Here is an 18374-nt window from a genome sequence, read left to right as displayed (position 1 = left end):
CAAAGCGCTTTTGCAAAAGTGCGGTGATTTATGTCAAGGTTTTTGCAACAAAAATTTGAGCAAAAAGCACCGTACTTTCTCTTTCTTAGAAAAGATAAAACCTGCCAAAATGCAGGTTTTACTTTATGTGTTAATTTAGTTTTTTCGGCGCGCTGCCATCACTTTTCCCATCGCACTTAATTCTTCTTGTGGGATATGGGTTTTGCCAAGTTCAAATAAAGGTTCTTCAATGGCAATATGACTGTCATAACCAGCAATAAATTGTGCAATAAGCGGTGCGGGAATTTGTGTAATTTCGCCTTTTAGCAAGGCTTCCAACTGCACCGACAAAGCTGCCCAATTTTGATGCAAGGTTTCGTGTTGGCTTTCTAAGCGTTCCACATCGGCTTTGGCTTGTGGGCAGTATTTTAGCAATGCAGGGAAAAAATCCTTTTCTTCATCATCGTGGTGCAATGGCGCAGCGATATTGAAATAATTCAAAATTTGCTGCACATCTTTTTGCACCGCTTGAATGTTGCCATTTTTCTCTAAATAGCTAGGCAAAATATTCAGCTGACGACAGAACATTTTCACTTTGCCGTGGCAGGCGTAAAGCATTTCAATCGGCTCATTCCAGCTGGCAAATTGTTGCGGTTGAAGATTAAGCATTTTGTTCACCTTGTGGATTAGAAGATTGTGCATTAGCAGCTTGTGCGTTTTGTTGCACTTCACTTTGCAATGGCGGAACAGGCTTGCCAATGCGCGCATAGAAATCTTGCACAAACTGTTCAAAGGTATCGTTCTCAATGGCTTCACGAATTTGTGCCATTAAGCGTTGATAATAACGTAAATTGTGAATGGTGTTTAACCTTGCGCCTAAAATTTCACCGCACTTATCTAAATGGTAAAGATAGGCTTTGGTGTAATTTTTACAGGTGTAGCAATCACATTCTGGATCAAGCGGGCTGGTGTCATCACGGTATTTTGCATTACGAATTTTCACAATGCCGTCTGTAACGAATAAATGTCCGTTGCGCGCGTTACGCGTTGGCATTACGCAATCGAACATATCAATCCCACGGCGCACGCCCTCCACCAAATCTTCAGGCTTTCCTACGCCCATTAAATAACGTGGTTTATCCGCAGGCAGTTGTGGGCAAACATATTCTAAAATGCGGTGCATATCTTCTTTTGGCTCACCCACGGCTAGCCCTCCTACGGCATAACCGTCAAAGCCGATATTCACCAAGCCCTCAAGGGAAACTTTGCGTAATTCTTCATAAACGCCCCCTTGCACAATGCCAAACAAGGCATTTTTATTGCCTAACTCATCAAAACGATCACGGCTTCGTTTTGCCCAACGGAGCGACATTTCCATTGATTTTTTCGCATAATCAAAGGTGGCTGGATAAGGCGTACATTCATCAAAGATCATCACGATGTCAGAACCCAGATCATATTGAATTTCCATTGATTTTTCAGGGGAAAGGAAAATCCGTTCACCATTAATTGGATTTTGGAATTTCACCCCTTCTTCGGTAATTTTGCGTAATTTACCTAGGCTGAACACTTGGAAGCCGCCACTATCCGTTAAAATGGGGCGATGCCAGTTCATAAAATCGTGCAAATCACCGTGTTTACGCATAATTTCTTGCCCTGGGCGTAACCAAAGGTGAAAGGTGTTGCCAAGCAAAATTTCTGCCCCAGTAGCGCGCACTTCTTCTGGTGTCATTCCTTTTACCGTGCCGTAAGTGCCGACTGGCATAAAGGCAGGGGTTTGCACTTCAAATTCCCCTTGTGGACGTTGGAAAGTCATTGTGCCACGGCGTGCCGTGCCATCGGTTTTATGAAGTTTAAATTTCATTGTCATTATGTTTCCTTTTCGAATAAACAGTTCGAGGGTTAATTAATAGGCATTAGCGATTAATCTAAGCCCGTTACATTAGGATTTTTCGTAATAAACATTGCATCGCCATAACTGAAAAAACGGTAGCCATTTTGCACCGCACTTTCATAGGCTTGCATCGTGTGCTTGTATCCTGCAAAGGCAGAAACCAGCATAATCAGCGTGCTTTCTGGCAAATGGAAATTGGTAATTAAGGCGTCCACCACAAGGAATTTTTTACCTGGGTAAAGAAAGATGGACGTATCAGAAAAATACGGCGCAAGTAGTTGCCCACTCTGATTTTCTTGGCTAAATAACGCCGCACTTTCAATGGAACGCACGGAGGTTGTTCCCACGGCAATCACACGCTTGCCGTTGGCTTTGGTGCGCAAAATGGCGTCCACCGTTTCCTGTGGCACTTCCACATATTCCGCGTGCATTTTGTGATCTTCAATATTTTCTACCCGCACAGGCTGGAATGTACCCGCGCCAACGTGCAAAGTAACAAAGGCAAAATTCACACCTTTTGCTTTCAGCTTTTCTAATAATTCATTATCAAAATGCAAGCCCGCGGTAGGTGCAGCCACCGCTCCCGGCACTTTGTTATAGACCGTTTGATAGCGTTCTTTATCGGCATCTTCATCGGGGCGATCAATATAAGGTGGCAGTGGCATATGGCCGATTTGTTGCAGCACGTCTAAAAGTGCGGTACTTTTTTCTGCTATTTCTAGCTCAAATAAGGTATCGTGGCGGGCTTTCATTATCATTTTAATGCCCTTGCCTTCGCCTAATTTATCTTCGCCGAGAAATAGCTCCGCCCCTTCTTTCGGCGCTTTGGAAGAACGAATATGCGCGAGAAAACGATCTTCCGACAAAATTCGCTCCACCAACACTTCAATCTTACCGCCGCTGGCTTTGCGTCCGTACATTCTCGCGGGGATCACTCGGGTATTATTAAAAATCAATAAATCCCCCTCGTTGATCAAATCCACCACATCGGCAAAAGTGCGGTGAAAAAGTTCACCATTTTCACCGTTAAGCTGTAATAAACGGCTGGCGCTGCGATCCGCTTTGGGATAGCGCGCGATCAACGCATCGGGTAAATCAAAATAAAAATCTGAAACACGCATAATTCTTTTTAAAATAAGGGTAAACAGGGATTAGTTGGCGTAGTCTATTGAGATTTTGTGGATTGTACAAGGAAAATGTGAGAGTAGGGCATTTTTAGAAAACCAAAGGGCTTGATTATTCAGCCCTTGGATTTAAATTTATTATCGTTGTTGATTGTAGCTTTTCTCTGCCTCATCAAATTTTTCAGCTACGTCTTTAGCAACTGGTGAGAAAATTGATGAAGTTAAGGTAACGAAAGAGCAAGCTAAGAAGCCAGGGATAATTTCGTATAAGTTGGCGATGTCTTTCCAGTTTAGCGCGGTCATTAGCGGTTTCCAGGCTACAACCGTTACAGCACCGGATAACATTCCCCATAACGCGGCGTTGGAGGTGATGTTGCGGTTAAATAGGGAAAGGATCACCAATGGCCCAAATGATGCGCCAAAGCCAGCCCAAGCGTAAGATACTAAGCCCATTACTTTAGAATTCGGATCTTGGGCGATGGCGATGGCAACAATGGCGATGAGCAAGACCATCACGCGGCCAACCCAAACTAATTCCGTGCTTGAGGCATTTTTGCGTAAGAAACCGTGGTAGAAATCTTCGGTAATGGCGGCAGAACACATTAAGAATTGTGCCGATAAGGTACTCATAATCGCCGCTAAAATGGCGGATAGCACAATACCCACGATCCAAGGATTAAAAATGGCTTTGGAAATTTCAATGAACACCGATTCGGCGGAATCCAAAGCGATACCTTTTACTTCAAAATAAGCCAAGCCGAAATAGCCCACCGCACAAGCGCCGCCTAAGCAGAGAATCATCCAAGTGATCCCGATTGTGCGGGCTTTATCTAGGGCTTGAACTGAACTGGCTGCCATAAAACGGGCTAAGATATGCGGCTGTCCGAAGTAGCCTAATCCCCAAGAAAGCGCCGAAATCACGCCAATACCTGATACGTTGTAAAGCCAGTTAGAATAAGGAATTCCCGTTTGTTGTGATTTAGCTTCTAGGGCAAGGGTAATTTCTTCCCAGCTAATGTTAAGCAGCACAATAACAGGGGCGAGCAATAAAGCGAAAATCATCAAGGAGGCTTGAATAGTATCGCTCCAAGAAATCGCTAAATAGCCACCAATAAAGGTGTAAGCAATGGTTGCCACCGCACCAAAAATCAAGGCGGTAGTGTAATCAATGCCTAATAAGCTTTGGAATAATTTTGCCCCAGCTACCACACCAGATGCACAATAAATAGTGAAGAAAAACAAGATCACTGAAGAAGAAAGAATTTTCAGCGATTTTGCTCGTTTTGGAAATCGCATTGCAAAATATTCAGGTAAGGTAAGTGCATTGCCATATTGCTCGGTGAAAACCCGTAAACGCCCTGCCACAATGCGGTAATTTAGATATGCACCAACCGTTAGCCCCACGGCAATCCAGGCTTCTGACAAGCCGGTAAGGAAAATCGCACCGGGCAAGCCAAGTAGCAACCAACCAGACATATCTGATGCGCCCGCCGACATTGCGGTAACAAAGCTACCCATTTTGCGGCCGCCTAAAATGTAATCGTTAAAATTTTTGGTGGAAATATAGGCGTAGATCCCAATCCCTAAAATAATAACAAGATACAGTCCAAAAGCTGTGTAGATTTGATAATTCTGCATACTTTCTCCCTATAAAATTATTGTTCTTCAATGGCCATTAGGGTGGCGTTGCCCCCTGCGGCAGAAATATTCTCACTGCGTGAAAATTCGTTATATAGCAAGGTCAAATCCTGATTGACTGTCCAATCGTATAAACAGAAAATCGCAGGATTATTCTGCGCAAAGCGCTGACGTGTTTGGGTATCGATCGGCGATACAAACACTGCTTTTTGCAAATGCTGTCCTTCTTTTAGGATTTGTAGATGCGGTAATTGATAGCTCAACAGCGGATTATCTTTTTCTACAACAACATTAAATCCTGCTTGTTGTAACCGCTGATAAGCCGCAGTTAAACGAGCGTGGTCTTGACCGAGTAATAAAACAGAAGTGGTTTTATAATCAATGCTATTTAATTCTCCTGTAATACTAGGCAATACTTTGTTTTTTGCAAGTATAGATGAATAATATTGTGATGTTTTGGTTAAACGTTGAACATAAAGCTCGCCGCCCGCTTTCGGCCCTGTGCCTGATAAGCCGTGTCCGCCGAACGGTTGCACGCCAACTACCGCCCCCACAATATTACGGTTAATGTAGAAATTGCCACATTCTAAATGCTGTTGCACAAAGGCGACATTTTTGCTGATGCGACTGTGGCAGCCCCCTGTTAAGGCATAGCCTTTGGCATTAATTTTTTGCAGATAATCGCCCAATTCCGCTTTTTTATAGCGCACAAAGTGCAGAATAGGCCCGAACACTTCGCGATTAATTTGATCCAAAGAATCCACTTCATAAATGGCTGGCGCGACAAAATGCCCTGAAGTCGGCGAATCCAATTCAAAATATCGGCGAGAAAACGACCGCACTTGTGTTTGGTAATTGATTAAATTAGCTTTTGCTTCTTCATCGATCACCGGCCCAATATCAGTATTGAGCAGCTCTGGGTTGCCAATTACTAATTCTTTCATTGCTTCGGTGATCATTTGGTATAAACGATCCGCAATGTCTTCTTGCACTAATAAAATACGCAAGGCAGAGCAGCGTTGCCCTGCGGAATCAAAGGCGGAACTTAACACATCGACGATCACTTGTTCTAACAAGGCGGAAGAATCCACCACCATAGTGTTTAAACCACCTGTTTCAGCAATTAGCACTGGTTGATCATCGCGTTGCACCAGCTGTTTATTGATCAAATGTGCCACTTCCGTTGAGCCAGTGAACATCACCGCATTAAAAGGTTGCGCCACCAACGCCGCGCCTAAATCCCCAGCCCCTAAGGTGAGTTGCAAGGCTTCTTGCGGCACGCCAGCTTGATGCAATAATTTCACCGCATAATAGGCAATGAGCGAGGTTTGCTCAGCAGGTTTTGCAATCACATTATTACCCGCTGCCAAGGCTGCAGCGATTTGTCCAGTGAAAATTGCCAGAGGGAAATTCCAAGGAGAAATACATAGCACATTGCCTAGCGGTGGTGCGAGGGCTTTTTTGCTGTCTAATAAGCGGATTTGTTCAGCGTAATAACGCAAGAAATCCACCGCTTCACGCAGTTCCCCAATAGCATTTGGCAAAGTTTTGCCTGCTTCTTCAATGGCAAGACGCAGCAACAAGCCGGTATTTTCTTGATAAAAATCCGCCGCTCTTTCTAAAATTGTCGCACGTTCTTCCACAGTTTTTTCTTGCCAAACTTCAGATTGCAGCACATCAAACACTGCAGGCACATCATCTGGCGACATAAAAGTGGAAGTTGGCAGAGGTTGTGCCGTATCTGCCGGTTTGCGACCTTGATAACGTTGTGCTGCTTTCACTGGCACAGCACAAAGGGATTGCACGTCCGAATATTCTGCTTGATTTAATTGCTGTTGCAATTCCGCCAGTTGGATTTCATCACTTAAATTAAAGCCTTGGGAATTACGGCGATGGGGGAAAAGATCCGCTGGTAATTTTATGGCTTTATTTGGCGCACCGTTAAAGCGAGCAAATTTTTTCCACGGCGCTTCAATCAGTTCATTAACAGAAATATTGTTATCCACTAATTGATGCACGAAAGAGGAATTTGCGCCGTTTTCTAGCAATCGGCGTACAAGGTAGGCGAGTAGGGTTTCATAGGTTCCCACTGGCGCATATACCCGCACACGGCGATTAAATTGATGTTCACCAACCACGTTATCGTAAAGGGTTTCGCCCATTCCGTGCAGACATTGAAACTCAAACTCTTTGCCCTTACCCAGTTCCGCAATGGTGGCTAGGGTTTGCACATTATGCGTTGCAAATTGTGGATAAATGGCATCTTGTGCGTCTAATAATTTCTTCGCACAGCTAATATAAGAAATATCCGTATGCACTTTGCGTGTATAAACAGGGAAGCCTTGCACGCCTTCGGTTTGCGCCCATTTAATTTCGCTATCCCAATACGCCCCTTTCACCAAACGCACCATCATTTTGCGTTGATAACGGCGATTTAACGCAATAATGTAATCCAACACATAAGGACAGCGTTTTGAATAAGCCTGCACCACAAAACCGATGCCGTTAAAGTCGGCAAGATCAGGATCTTGTAATAATTTTTCGAGCAGATCTAAAGAAATTTCAAGGCGCGCCATTTCTTCCGCATCAATGTTTAAGCCGATATTGTACTGTTTTGCTAGCACAAAAAGCTGTTTTAAACGCGGATAGATTTCGCTCATTAAACGATCTTGTTGTGCGCGAGCATAACGTGGGTGGATAGCCGATAATTTGACCGATACACCATTTGCATCATATAAGCTACGCCCGGCCGATTGCTTGCCTACAGCGTGAATGGCGTCCACATAATCCTGTAAATATCTGTCCGCGTCTTCCATTGTCATTGCGGCTTCACCGAGCATATCAAAGGAAAAACAATAGCCCATTTTTTCTCTTGCCGTAATATTTTTCAGGGCTTTTTCCATTGTTTCGCCAGTAACAAATTGCTCACCTAAAATTCCCATTGCTTTTTCAATGGCTTTTTTCATCACAGGCGCAGAAAGGCGAGAGAAACTTTTCATCAACGCAGAAGAAAGGGCTTCTTCATCTAAACTGGCGCTGATTTTATTGCCAAGCATTAAGCCTAGGCTTGCGGCGTTGGTAAATAGCGAGCCTGATTTTTTCAAATGGGATTGCCAGTTACCCTGTTGAAGCTTATCGTTGATTAAATCATAACGGGTTTGCGCGTCGGGAATACGCAACAAGGCTTCCGCCAAGCACATCAAGGCAATGCCTTCATCACAACCTAAAGAAAACTCGTGCATCAAGGCATCAACGCCATAATGTTTCTGTTTTTTACTACGGATTTTGCCGATTAATTCTCGGGCGACTTGTTCAATGGAAGATTCTTGCTGTGGTGTGAAATCTAAGGTTTGGACTAATTGACTTACTGCGGGCTGTTCAGGGCAATCATAATGCGCGCTGATAATTTTACGAAGTTCAGGTTCTACGCTGGGTAGGGGAGAGTATTGATAGTTCATAAGATGCTCCATATAAAATTTGGCTTTATTTGTTAATGGAATGTTAAGGATTGTAATGAAATTTTGAAAAGAGAAAATATGAAATGTTGAGAAATGTGATGAAGTTCAAAAAATAGCCTTTAAAGTAGCAATATTATTTGCTTAGAAACATCATAAAACACAAGTGCGGTGCTTTTTTGGCGAGTTTTTATGGAAATTAGGTGAAAAAAAAAGCCCTTCAAGGAAGGGCTGAAAATATTTGGAGTCATACTTTTTAGGGTATGGCGACATTATACAAGGAAAAATGCAATTTGCAACATTTTATTAACAAATCTGTAATAATTCATTAAAGTTTAAATCAAGCCAAGAAAAAGGCGAGCTAACTCGTTCGCCAAATAATGTGATTATTTGCTTTCTGCGTGCGGATTACGCGTGTTGGCGTTCACCAAGTTTCGCATTAGCAAGGCATAGTCTAAATCCAAATCTTCTGGCACATCTAAGAAAACAAAATGTCCATCCCCTAGCGCCGCTTCCACTTCTTCCCCTTTGCGATTAAGCATACGTTCAATTTTGAACACGATATTGCCTTTTGGCGTCATTAATTCCACTTCGTCACCAAGTAAGAATTTATTTTTTACCGTCACTTCGGCCAAGCCCTCTTTACGCACACCGGTAAATTCGCCGACAAATTGCTGACGCTCAGAAATGCTATAACCATAGTCGTAGTTTTGGTATTCATCGTGCGTATGGCGGCGTAAAAACCCCTCGGTATAGCCACGGTGTGCAAGGCTTTCAAGGGTATCCATTAAGCTTTCATCAAATGGTTTGCCTGCGGCGGCATCATCAATGGCTTTGCGGTAAACCTGTGCGGTTCTTGCGCAATAGTAGAAAGATTTAGTGCGCCCTTCAATTTTTAGTGAATGAACCCCAATTTGCGTGAGTTTTTCAACGTGTTGCACGGCGCGCAGATCTTTTGAGTTCATAATATAAGTGCCGTGTTCGTCCTCAAAGGCAGACATTTTTTCTTCTGGACGCTGGCTTTCTGCAAGTAAGAAAACTTTGTCTGTGGTTTGCCCCTCGCCCAAGGTTGGCGCGACATTTTTCACTGGGATTTCATTGCCAACAATGTTGCCCACTTCGTCTTCCTTGCCTTCTTCCACCGAATATTCCCAACGGCACGCATTGGTACAAGTGCCTTGGTTTGGATCACGTTTGTTGATGTAACCTGAAAGCAAGCAACGCCCCGAATAGGCCATACATAATGCACCGTGGACGAAAATTTCAATTTCCATATCGGGCACTTGTTGGCGAATTTCAGCAATTTCATCAATCGAAAGTTCACGGGATAAAATCACGCGAGTTAGTCCCATTTGTTTCCAGAACTTCACTGTTGCCCAGTTTACTGCATTGGCTTGCACCGAAAGGTGAATATCAATATCAGGGAAATGTTCACGCACAAGCATAATCAACCCAGGGTCAGACATAATTAAGGCATCGGGCTTCATTTCCACCACAGGCTGAAGATCTTTAATAAAGGTTTTTAATTTGGAATTGTGCGGTGCAATATTCACCACCACATAGAATTTTTTGCCGAGGGCGTGGGCTTCGTCGATCCCAATTTTCAAATTGGCGTGGTTAAATTCATTGTTGCGCACACGTAAGCTATAACGAGGCTGCCCTGCATAAACGGCATCAGCGCCATAAGCAAAGGCATAACGCATATTTTTTAGCGATCCCGCAGGGGAAAGCAGTTCGGGTTTAAAAGTGGTTGTCATAAATTTCTCTTAGTGTCTGATTACAAGTCAGGCATTCACTCAAGGTAAATGCGTAAAGGCGGTTATTGTAGGGGGATTTTGCAATTTGTAAAGTAAAGAGAGAAAAAGTGCGGTGGAAATTTTGTGAATTTTTTCACCGCACTTAAGAAGAGCAATTATTGTTGTTCTGGGGCTAAATTTTCTCCATTGGTTGAGGGTAATATTTCGCCATTAACCCAAGTTTGTTCCCCTTCTTTTTTTATTTCAATGGTGTAATTATCGCCATTTTCTTTTAAATAAGGATTAAGTTGTCCTTCAGGATTGACCCAATCATTAATTAATGACCACGAAGTTGAGTTTTTACCTTTCAATAAATTCTCTTTAAATAATTTATTATCAAAGGCGAAAGAAAGATTAATGTTTGTATTTTTCCATTTTTCTAATAATAAAGCGAAAGATGTTTTATCTTTTTGATCTTCTAATATCCCTGATTTTAAGCTGAGTTTTCCTTCAAATGGGGTTAGCGATGTAGAAGGGTAGGTATCTATTTCACCATTTATTTTTGCCTGTTCAATATTAATAGCGATATTTTTGATTGGTTGATAAATGATTAAGTCAGTATAATCATTGACACTAAGATATTTAGTGCAAGCCGCTTGATAGATAAGGTTATTACAAATATTTAAAGGAATAATTGAGCCTACATTTGTTGCTGTAAATGGAAGGCTAATTTTCCCATTTTTTAATTGGAACTGATCTTTTTTATTCACATAGCTTGCTAGGGTAAGTTCAATGTTCTCATTATCTTGCTTATCTTCAGAAATAGCACCACTTGCTCCAATTTCTATTCCTTTAAGTTCGATATTATCACCTAAAGTCAATTCATCTATTTTAAATAGCATCTCTTGGGATTGATTATAATCCTGTGAAAGCGTTTTTAAGTGAGTGATGAAAGTATTTTTCTCTTTTTCTAATGAGGTATTTTCTTGTTCTTTTTCTGATGGTTTGATTTTTGAAAAAATCTGAATATTTGATTTTAACAATTCAAGTTGCGTGGCAAGATTAACATTTTTATTATTACCTTCAAATTGTATCCCTTTGATTTGAAAAGGCTTGTTTCCTCCTTTGCTTTGACCAGATTTTAATGTGAAAGTATAGCTGCTTTGTACTTGTGATAAGTCAGAAAAATTTCCTTTGAAGGAAGAAGAGAAGTTATCAAAAGAAACCTCTTTATCTTTTTCTTTATGTGCTAAGGTTAAATTTTCAAAATTAAAGCTGACTTCACTTTCTTTATTTTTAAATAGTAAGTCCAAAGACTGATTGATAATTTCCGCCGTGTTTAGCTCATTTTTATTGTTGAGCAGGTGAAATAATTTTGCATAGCTAAGTTGATTTGGAATGTCTTTTTGAGCAAGTTGGAATGCTATATTTTTAAACTGAATTGTAGCGTGTTTAGGATTCTTATCTGTAATAGTTATCCCATCAGTGTTTATTTTAGTGCTTAAGTTGTAATTGCTGCCAGATAAAGATTTATCCAAATTATAATCTAATTTTTGTAGTTTGATATTTGTATTATCCCCATTTAAGAAATAAATATCACCGTCTTTAAGTTGAACGGAGACATTTTCAATATCATATTGATTATCATCAATAGGGATAAGCGTAGCACTCGCAGTTAAATCGTTAATTTTTGAGTTTGCATCATAATTAAAGCCAGATAAATAGCTTTGAATTTTCATTAGATGACTTTTAGGTTCAAAATTTAGCTCTATTACTAAAGATTGTGATTTGTTAGCGAGATCGCGAAATTGGGTGTCAATATTTGATTGGAAATAATCCCCAATAACAGAAAATTTACTGGTGATATTATTTTTATCAATAGTAACTTTAAAATTTTTATTTAATTCTTTTACAAAACTTGGGATAAGGGCAGAATCTGCAAGCACCGCAAAAGGAAGTGCGGTGAGTTTTGTTTGAATAATTTCGTTAGACGTGTTGGATTCATCATTAGAGAGTTTGAGAACAAGTTCACGACTGAAGAAATTTTTCTTTTGCTCAACCACGTCCAACTGAAATTTATCTTGCAGTGAATAAGGGAATTTTTGCAGAATTTGATCCATTTTATGATTGGTGTAAATTTGCGCGCCTAAAGCTAATGTGGCAGCAATCAAGGATAGTGAACCAACAATTTTTACTTTTTTATTCATAGACTTTCCTAACTTTAGGGATTGATTTTTCAGAAGTATAGCGGATTTATAAGCGATCGATAAGAGCTTTGCTATGAATTTGTTTCATAAAATAATGAAATTTTTTGAAATTGACACAGCTCCCTTTTATCTTTAATGTTATAGCCGTACAGCAGTCTAAACGGATAAAAATACAGAGGAAGAAGCCTATGAGCTATGCAAAAGAAATTGATACATTAAACAACCACTTATCAGGCATTAACGGCAACATCAACGTGTCTTTTGAGTTTTTCCCTCCAAAAAATGAAAATATGGAAAAAATTCTGTGGGATTCCATTCATCGTTTAAAAGTGCTAAAACCGAAATTCGTTTCCGTCACCTATGGGGCAAATTCAGGGGAGCGTGATCGCACCCACAGCGTGGTAAAACATATTAAACAAGAAACAGGCTTGGAAGCAGCACCGCATCTAACAGGAATTGATGCCACACCAGAAGAACTGAAAAAAATTGCCCAAGATTATTGGGATAGTGGCATCCGCCGCATTGTGGCATTGCGCGGTGATGAGCCAGCTGGATACGATAAAAAGCTTTTCTATGCGTCAGATTTAGTGGAGTTATTGCGTTCTGTGGCTGATTTTGATATTTCCGTGGCGGCATACCCTGAAGTACACCCCGAAGCAAAATCTGCCCAAGCGGATTTAATCAATTTAAAACGCAAAATTGATGCGGGCGCAAATCACGTTATTACTCAATTTTTCTTTGATATTGACAGCTATTTACGCTTCCGCGATCGTTGTGCTTCTATCGGCATTGATGCCGAGATTGTGCCAGGGATCTTGCCTGTTACCAATTTCAAACAGTTGCAAAAAATGGCGGCGATTACCAATGTGAAAATTCCAGCGTGGATGGCAAAAATGTATGAAGGATTGGAGAACGATCAAACCACTAGAAACCTTGTTGCGGCGAGCATCGCAATGGATATGGTGCGCGTGCTTTCTCGTGAAGGGGTGAAAGATTTCCACTTCTACACGCTCAACCGCAGCGAACTCACTTACGCCATTTGCCACACGCTTGGTGTGTGCCCAGAATAATTCATTAAACAAAAATGGGGGAGAGCCCCATTTTTGCTTTCAATATAAAAATTTTCTAAAAAAGCACCGCACTTTATTTTCTTACTATTTTTTGCGATTTATGGCTAATTATGCTATTTTTCTGCAAATTTTATTTAAAAGGAAACGTAATGAAAAAATCAGCTTTATCAATCGGATTAATCGCCATTCTTGGCGGCGCTTGGTGCGGTGGCGCGTGGTACACAGGAAAGATTGCCGAACGAAAATATATCGACTATATCCAATTAAGCAACCAACAGTTGCAACAATCCCTTGCCGATTCAGGGTATTCTGTACAAATTAAAGATGCCGTTTTAGATCGCGGTTTTTTTAGTTCTGATGTACGTTATCAACTTGAAATAAAAGGCGAGGACTTAAATGGAACGATTCCTTTCGTGGGAAAAATTCACCACGGCCCTATCACTTTAAATGACTTTTCTTTTGCGCTATTTTCTGCCGATACAGAAGTAGAAAAAACGCAAGATACCCAAGCCTATTTCGCTGACAATGGCAAAAATCCATTAAGAACTGTAACAACAATGAGCTATGGTCAAGAGATTAAAGGGAAAGTTTATTCCGATGTGGCTCATAAAACGGATGATCAAGTTGAAATGGCTTGGAATGTAGATGGAAAATTTGACCTTGATCAGCAAGGCTATGGTAAGTCTGAAATTGATGTGAGCAAATTTTCTTTAATTATCGATAATAAAGATCGTTTAGACGTAGAAAATTTAAAAGGGAAAAGTGATATTTCACCAACTCCTTGGAAAAATATTTATCAAGGCGATACCGATATTTCAATTGAGAAAATTTCTCTTCACAAAGCCGAAAATAATCTTGATCTTGTTTTAGATAAGCTTGAGATTGAAAATAAAATCAATGAGAAAAATGGCTTTATTGATATGAACTTTGATTATAATGTTAAAAATATCTTGCTGGATAATAAACCAATTACAGGATTAAAATTCAAAGGTTCATTAAATCATATTTTAGGCGATGCGGTAAATCTTTTAAATGAACTTGATGAGCATTCTTTCAAGAATGATAAGATTTTTAGTCAAATCCAACAAGAAATTTTGGCCAATCAACCTGTGTTAGATATTGATAAACTTGAACTTTTCAATGATAAAGGTAAAGCCCTAGAAGGTGAAGCAAAAATAGCCTTAAGTAAAGTATTTCAAACCTCATTAAAAAATGAGAAAATCTTTGATGCTTTTGATACCTTTAAAATTAATGCCGAATCAGAGAAAAAAGCGTTAGTTCAACTCGTTAAAAATCTCTTTGCAACGAATCCAAGAACGCAACAAATCTCAGAACAAGAAGTTGAAAATACCGTTCAGCAATATCTTGAAGAAATAGCAAAAAATAATTTCATTATGCTAAAAGATAACAAAGCTAACTTTAAAGTGTTTTTAGATAAAGATAAGCAAAAATTAATTTTTAACAATCAAGAAATGTCAGAAAATGATATGAAAATGGCAATTATGCTACTGATGATGGCTTACTAATATCATTTTAATTAACTTTCAAGCCACTTAACGAATAATTAAGTGGCTTTATTTTCAGCAAAAATAACTTATCAAATTTGAATAAATTCTATTTTAAGAAAAATTCTTAATTTTTCCCTTGACAGTATGTTGAAATAACGTTAGAAAAATAACATCTCATTAACAAACGAGGGTTATGTATGCTAACTTTTTCCTTAACCAGTGAACGCTCTCTTCTTTGTTCTTTACCGCCGCCTGCAGAGCTATCAAAGCAACAACGTATTTGGCTTGTTGCTGAGCAAATGCGTCAGCAGCCCAATGTGCAAGAAGTGGTGGTAGGAATGAACAATTTCACCCTGTTTTATCATTTTGACACAAATCCCACCGCACTTGAGCAACAAGTCTTACATTATTGGCAGCAAAGCGAACAGCAAACAGAAACACGCCAAAGCCGATTAATTGAAATCCCTGTGCATTATGGCGGTGAATTTGGCGAAGATTTATTTGACGTAGCGAAATTTCATCACACCACGCCAGAAGAAATTATCCGCCGCCACACTGCGCCCACTTACACCGTTTTTATGATGGGCTTTCAGCCGGGCTTTCCTTATTTAGGCGGTTTACCTGAAAATTTACACACACCAAGACGAGAACAGCCAAGAACCAAAGTTCCCGCAGGTTCAGTGGGCATTGGTGGCAGCCAAACTGGCGTTTATCCATTCACTTCACCAGGTGGCTGGCAATTACTTGGCAGAACGGAAATGCCATTATTTGATATTCGCCGAGAGCCGCCGGTGTTGTTAATGGCTGGCGATAACGTAAAATTTGTGGCGGAGAGTATAACCCTATGATTTATATTGAAAATATGTATGGCTTCGTCCATATCCAAGATTTAGGGCGTTTTGGTTTTCGCAATTTTGGCATTGGACACGCAGGCGCAATGGACGCCTTAGCATTACAAGCAGGTAACCTTTTACTGGAAAACGAGCCTAATGCCCCTGCTATTGAAGCAACACTAGGCGGTTTTAGCCTAACTTTCGATTGTGATACACCTTTTTGTTTCACCGGTGCATTATGTGAAGCCTACCTTGATGACCAGCCGATTTATGCTTATTGGCGATACACTGCAAAAGCACGCCAACGTTTAACGGTTAAACGGATCACAATGGGAAATTACCTTTATCTTTGTGTAGCGGGCGGTTTCAGTGTGCCGAAAGTGCTAGGTTCTTGCAGCACCGATCTCAAAGCTGGATTTGGTGGTTATCAAGGGCGATTATTGCGTGCGGGAGATAATATAGCCACAGGCAAACGCGACACATTCCTTTCTACGATCAGCATTGAACCTATTGATTTTACCAATAAAATTCATCTCGTGCCGTCCTCCGAATTTGACCATTTCACCGCACAAAGTCAGCAAGTTTTCCAAAACCAGCCTTGGCGATTAGAAAAAAATAGCAGTCGAATGGGCTATCGTTTTAGCGGAGAACAAAAACTTAATCTCACTCAACCATTGGAAATGCTTTCTTACGCCGCACCAATGGGAACGGTGCAAGTGCCACCAGACGGAATGCCGATTATTTTAATGGCGGACACGCAAACTACGGGCGGTTATCCCAAAATAGCTTGTGTGATCGAAGCGGATCTCGGGCGTTTAGCACAAAATGCGTTAGAAAGTGCGGTACATTTTTCCGTGATTTCTCATCAGGAAGCACGTGAACGTTATCAACAAAACCAAGATTATTTAGCTCGCATAAGGAGAAAAGTAAATGAAACACGTTGATTTAAATGTGGATTTAGCAGAGGGCTGCGGTAATGATCAACGCTTATTGCAACTTGTCACTTCAGCAAATGTCGCTTGCGGTTTACACGCAGGAGATTTCAACGAAATGCGAAAAGCCATTCGTTGGGCAAAAGAAAACCAAGTGCAAGTGGGCGCACACCCAAGTTTTCCTGATCGCGAAAATTTTGGCCGCACCAATATGCAACTGCCTGATGAAGAATTGAAAGCCTGCCTGCTTTATCAGCTCGGTGCAATCAAAGCCCTTTGTGAAGCGGAAGCTGTACCACTGGCTTATGTGAAACCGCACGGTGCGTTATATAACCAAGCGGCAAAAGACGAAGCACTTGCCACCCTGATCGCACAAACCCTAAAAGCCTTTGATCCTAAAATGAAATTAATGGGCTTATCGGGCAGTTTAATGTTGCAAGTGGCGGAACAACAAGGCTTAGGGGTGATTTCAGAAGTCTTCGCCGATCGCCATTATCTTGCGGACGGCTCATTAGTGCCGCGTACTCGCCCTGATGCAATGGTAGAAAATGATGACGAAGCCATCAGCCAAGTGCTGCAAATGGTGCTACAAGGCACTGTGCCAAGCGTTGATGGCGTAGAAGTGCCAATTAAAGCCGATAGCATTTGTTTGCACGGCGATGGTGAACACGCGATTTCTTTTGCTGAAAAAATTCGTCAGGCTTTGACGGAACACAACATTCAACTGAAATCAAATTAAACATAACATCAATTAATAACAAAAAATATACAGGAGTATTTTATGATTAAAAACCGCAGTGCATTACTGGGGGCAGCGTTCTTAATGGCAACCTCAGCCATTGGCCCGGGCTTTTTAACGCAAACCGCCACGTTTACCCAAACCTTATTCGCCAGCTTTGGCTTTGTGATTTTACTTTCCATTTTGTTGGATATTGGCGCACAGCTAAATATTTGGCGAATTGTCGCCGTGTCAGAGAAAAAGGCACAAGACATTGCGAATGCGGTTTTACCCGGAGCGGGCTATTTTCTTGCCGTATTGATTGTTATGGGCGGGCTCGCCTTTAATATCGGTAATGTTGGCGGTGCGGGGTTAGGGCTAAATATCCTAACCGGCTTGCCAGCAGAAACGGGGGCGATTATCAGTGGTGCGATTGCCGTTGGTATTTTCTTGTTTAAAGAAGCAGGCAAAATAATGGATCGCTTTGCACAAGTGATGGGCTTTGTGATGATCGCACTGACCATTTATGTGGCCGTGAATGCGAATCCGCCCGTTGCTGATGCCGTGGTACATACTTTTGTGCCAGAAAAATTAGATGTGATTGCGATTGTTACCCTTGTTGGTGGAACCGTTGGGGGTTACATCACCTTTGCAGGGGCACATCGTCTATTAGATGCAGGAATTACGGGCAAAGATTCGTTGAAAGAGGTGAGTAAAAGCTCTATTTCAGCCATTCTTATCGCCTCAATTATGCGTGTCGTGCTGTTCCTTGCGGTGCTTGGCGTGGTTTCTCAAGGGGTAAAACTTGATCCTGCCAACCCAGCAGCAACGCCATTTTCTCACGTTGCAGGAAATATCGGGTTGATTATTTTTGGAATTGTGATTTGGGCAGCATCAATTACTTCAGTGATCGGCGCAGCTTACACCTCTGTGTCTTTCTTAACCACTTTCTCACCATTTATTGCTAAGCATAGAAATTGCTGGATTATTGTCTTTATTGTGATTTCCACCGCCGTGCTTGCAACCATTGGAAAACCTGCACAAGTGCTTGTTTTTGTTGGAACATTAAATGGATTAATTCTTCCAATTTCATTAGGATTAATTTTACTTGCAGCGCATCGTAGTAAAATTGTTGGGGACTACAAACACCCTGTTTGGATGACTGCGGCGGGGGCATTGGTGGTCATTTTAATGGCGGTGTTAAGCATTATGACTTTATCAAAATATATTGGTAATTTAATGGCTTAATTATTTTTATCCATAGAAAAAGTGCGGTGATT

Annotated in this window: 13 protein-coding genes; 6 read left to right on the top strand and 7 right to left on the bottom strand. The window is 41.0% G+C overall.

Going from position 1 to position 18374, the window contains the following annotated elements:
• Positions 1-135: 135 nt before the first annotated feature.
• From C3007_RS00850 to C3007_RS00820, 7 genes are all read right to left on the bottom strand, one after another.
• Complete coding sequence (locus C3007_RS00850; RefSeq protein ID WP_103852636.1) at positions 136-648, bottom strand: hemerythrin domain-containing protein; 513 nt, start codon at positions 646-648, stop codon at positions 136-138.
• Positions 641-1843 carry a tRNA guanosine(34) transglycosylase Tgt gene (gene tgt, locus C3007_RS00845; protein WP_103852690.1) on the bottom strand — a complete coding sequence of 401 codons (1203 nt, stop codon included), beginning with the start codon at positions 1841-1843 and terminating at the stop codon, positions 641-643. Before tgt ends, C3007_RS00850 begins: the two co-directional genes overlap by 8 nt.
• A 59-nt stretch (positions 1844-1902) precedes the next feature.
• A complete protein-coding gene (gene queA / locus C3007_RS00840) occupies positions 1903-2994 on the bottom strand; it encodes a tRNA preQ1(34) S-adenosylmethionine ribosyltransferase-isomerase QueA (protein ID WP_103852635.1) in 1092 nt (363 codons plus the stop codon).
• A gap of 141 nt (positions 2995-3135) precedes the next feature.
• Positions 3136-4635, bottom strand: coding sequence for a sodium/proline symporter PutP (gene putP, locus C3007_RS00835; protein ID WP_103852634.1), 1500 nt, complete (start codon positions 4633-4635; stop codon positions 3136-3138).
• Positions 4636-4652: 17 nt separating this feature from the next.
• Positions 4653-8093 carry a bifunctional proline dehydrogenase/L-glutamate gamma-semialdehyde dehydrogenase PutA gene (gene putA / locus C3007_RS00830; protein WP_103852633.1) on the bottom strand — a complete coding sequence of 1147 codons (3441 nt, stop codon included), beginning with the start codon at positions 8091-8093 and terminating at the stop codon, positions 4653-4655.
• A 383-nt stretch (positions 8094-8476) separates the two neighbouring features.
• Positions 8477-9847 (bottom strand): prephenate-dependent tRNA uridine(34) hydroxylase TrhP, encoded by a 1371-nt coding sequence (trhP, locus tag C3007_RS00825; protein WP_103852632.1) that lies wholly within the window; start codon positions 9845-9847, stop codon positions 8477-8479.
• Positions 9848-10002: 155 nt separating this feature from the next.
• Positions 10003-12033 (bottom strand): hypothetical protein, encoded by a 2031-nt coding sequence (locus tag C3007_RS00820; protein WP_103852631.1) that lies wholly within the window; start codon positions 12031-12033, stop codon positions 10003-10005.
• Between the two features lie 188 nt (positions 12034-12221).
• Between C3007_RS00820 and metF the strand changes: the two genes are divergently transcribed.
• From metF to C3007_RS00790, 6 genes are all read left to right on the top strand, one after another.
• Positions 12222-13103, top strand: a complete 882-nt coding sequence (gene metF, locus C3007_RS00815) for a methylenetetrahydrofolate reductase (RefSeq protein WP_103852630.1) — start codon at positions 12222-12224, stop codon at positions 13101-13103.
• A gap of 149 nt (positions 13104-13252) precedes the next feature.
• Positions 13253-14629, top strand: coding sequence for a DUF945 family protein (locus tag C3007_RS00810; RefSeq protein ID WP_165779934.1), 1377 nt, complete (start codon positions 13253-13255; stop codon positions 14627-14629).
• A 179-nt stretch (positions 14630-14808) separates the two neighbouring features.
• Complete coding sequence (pxpB, locus tag C3007_RS00805; RefSeq protein WP_103852628.1) at positions 14809-15459, top strand: 5-oxoprolinase subunit PxpB; 651 nt, start codon at positions 14809-14811, stop codon at positions 15457-15459.
• Complete coding sequence (locus C3007_RS00800; RefSeq protein WP_103852627.1) at positions 15456-16388, top strand: 5-oxoprolinase subunit C family protein; 933 nt, start codon at positions 15456-15458, stop codon at positions 16386-16388. Before pxpB ends, C3007_RS00800 begins: the two co-directional genes overlap by 4 nt.
• Complete coding sequence (pxpA, locus tag C3007_RS00795; protein ID WP_103852626.1) at positions 16375-17115, top strand: 5-oxoprolinase subunit PxpA; 741 nt, start codon at positions 16375-16377, stop codon at positions 17113-17115. Before C3007_RS00800 ends, pxpA begins: the two co-directional genes overlap by 14 nt.
• A gap of 42 nt (positions 17116-17157) precedes the next feature.
• On the top strand, positions 17158-18342 hold the full coding sequence (locus tag C3007_RS00790; RefSeq protein WP_103852625.1) for an NRAMP family divalent metal transporter: 1185 nt from the start codon (positions 17158-17160) through the stop codon (positions 18340-18342).
• The last annotated feature ends 32 nt before the right edge of the window (positions 18343-18374 follow it).

Source organism: Avibacterium gallinarum, from assembly GCF_002921135.1.
Taxonomy (GTDB): domain Bacteria; phylum Pseudomonadota; class Gammaproteobacteria; order Enterobacterales; family Pasteurellaceae; genus Avibacterium; species Avibacterium gallinarum.
This window is presented reverse-complemented; position numbering and strand designations above follow the sequence as displayed.

Excerpts from the sequence above, each read along its gene's own strand:
- putP (WP_103852634.1), bottom strand. The coding sequence starts at position 4,635 with ATGCAGAATTATCAAATCTACACAGCTTTTGGACTGTATCTTGTTATT.
- pxpB (WP_103852628.1), top strand. The coding sequence starts at position 14,809 with ATGCTAACTTTTTCCTTAACCAGTGAACGCTCTCTTCTTTGTTCTTTA.
- C3007_RS00790 (WP_103852625.1), top strand. The coding sequence starts at position 17,158 with ATGATTAAAAACCGCAGTGCATTACTGGGGGCAGCGTTCTTAATGGCA.
- metF (WP_103852630.1), top strand. The coding sequence starts at position 12,222 with ATGAGCTATGCAAAAGAAATTGATACATTAAACAACCACTTATCAGGC.
- trhP (WP_103852632.1), bottom strand. The coding sequence starts at position 9,847 with ATGACAACCACTTTTAAACCCGAACTGCTTTCCCCTGCGGGATCGCTA.
- tgt (WP_103852690.1), bottom strand. The coding sequence starts at position 1,843 with ATGAAATTTAAACTTCATAAAACCGATGGCACGGCACGCCGTGGCACA.
- pxpA (WP_103852626.1), top strand. The coding sequence starts at position 16,375 with ATGAAACACGTTGATTTAAATGTGGATTTAGCAGAGGGCTGCGGTAAT.
- C3007_RS00800 (WP_103852627.1), top strand. The coding sequence starts at position 15,456 with ATGATTTATATTGAAAATATGTATGGCTTCGTCCATATCCAAGATTTA.
- C3007_RS00820 (WP_103852631.1), bottom strand. The coding sequence starts at position 12,033 with ATGAATAAAAAAGTAAAAATTGTTGGTTCACTATCCTTGATTGCTGCC.
- C3007_RS00850 (WP_103852636.1), bottom strand. The coding sequence starts at position 648 with ATGCTTAATCTTCAACCGCAACAATTTGCCAGCTGGAATGAGCCGATT.
- C3007_RS00810 (WP_165779934.1), top strand. The coding sequence starts at position 13,253 with ATGAAAAAATCAGCTTTATCAATCGGATTAATCGCCATTCTTGGCGGC.
- putA (WP_103852633.1), bottom strand. The coding sequence starts at position 8,093 with ATGAACTATCAATACTCTCCCCTACCCAGCGTAGAACCTGAACTTCGT.
- queA (WP_103852635.1), bottom strand. The coding sequence starts at position 2,994 with ATGCGTGTTTCAGATTTTTATTTTGATTTACCCGATGCGTTGATCGCG.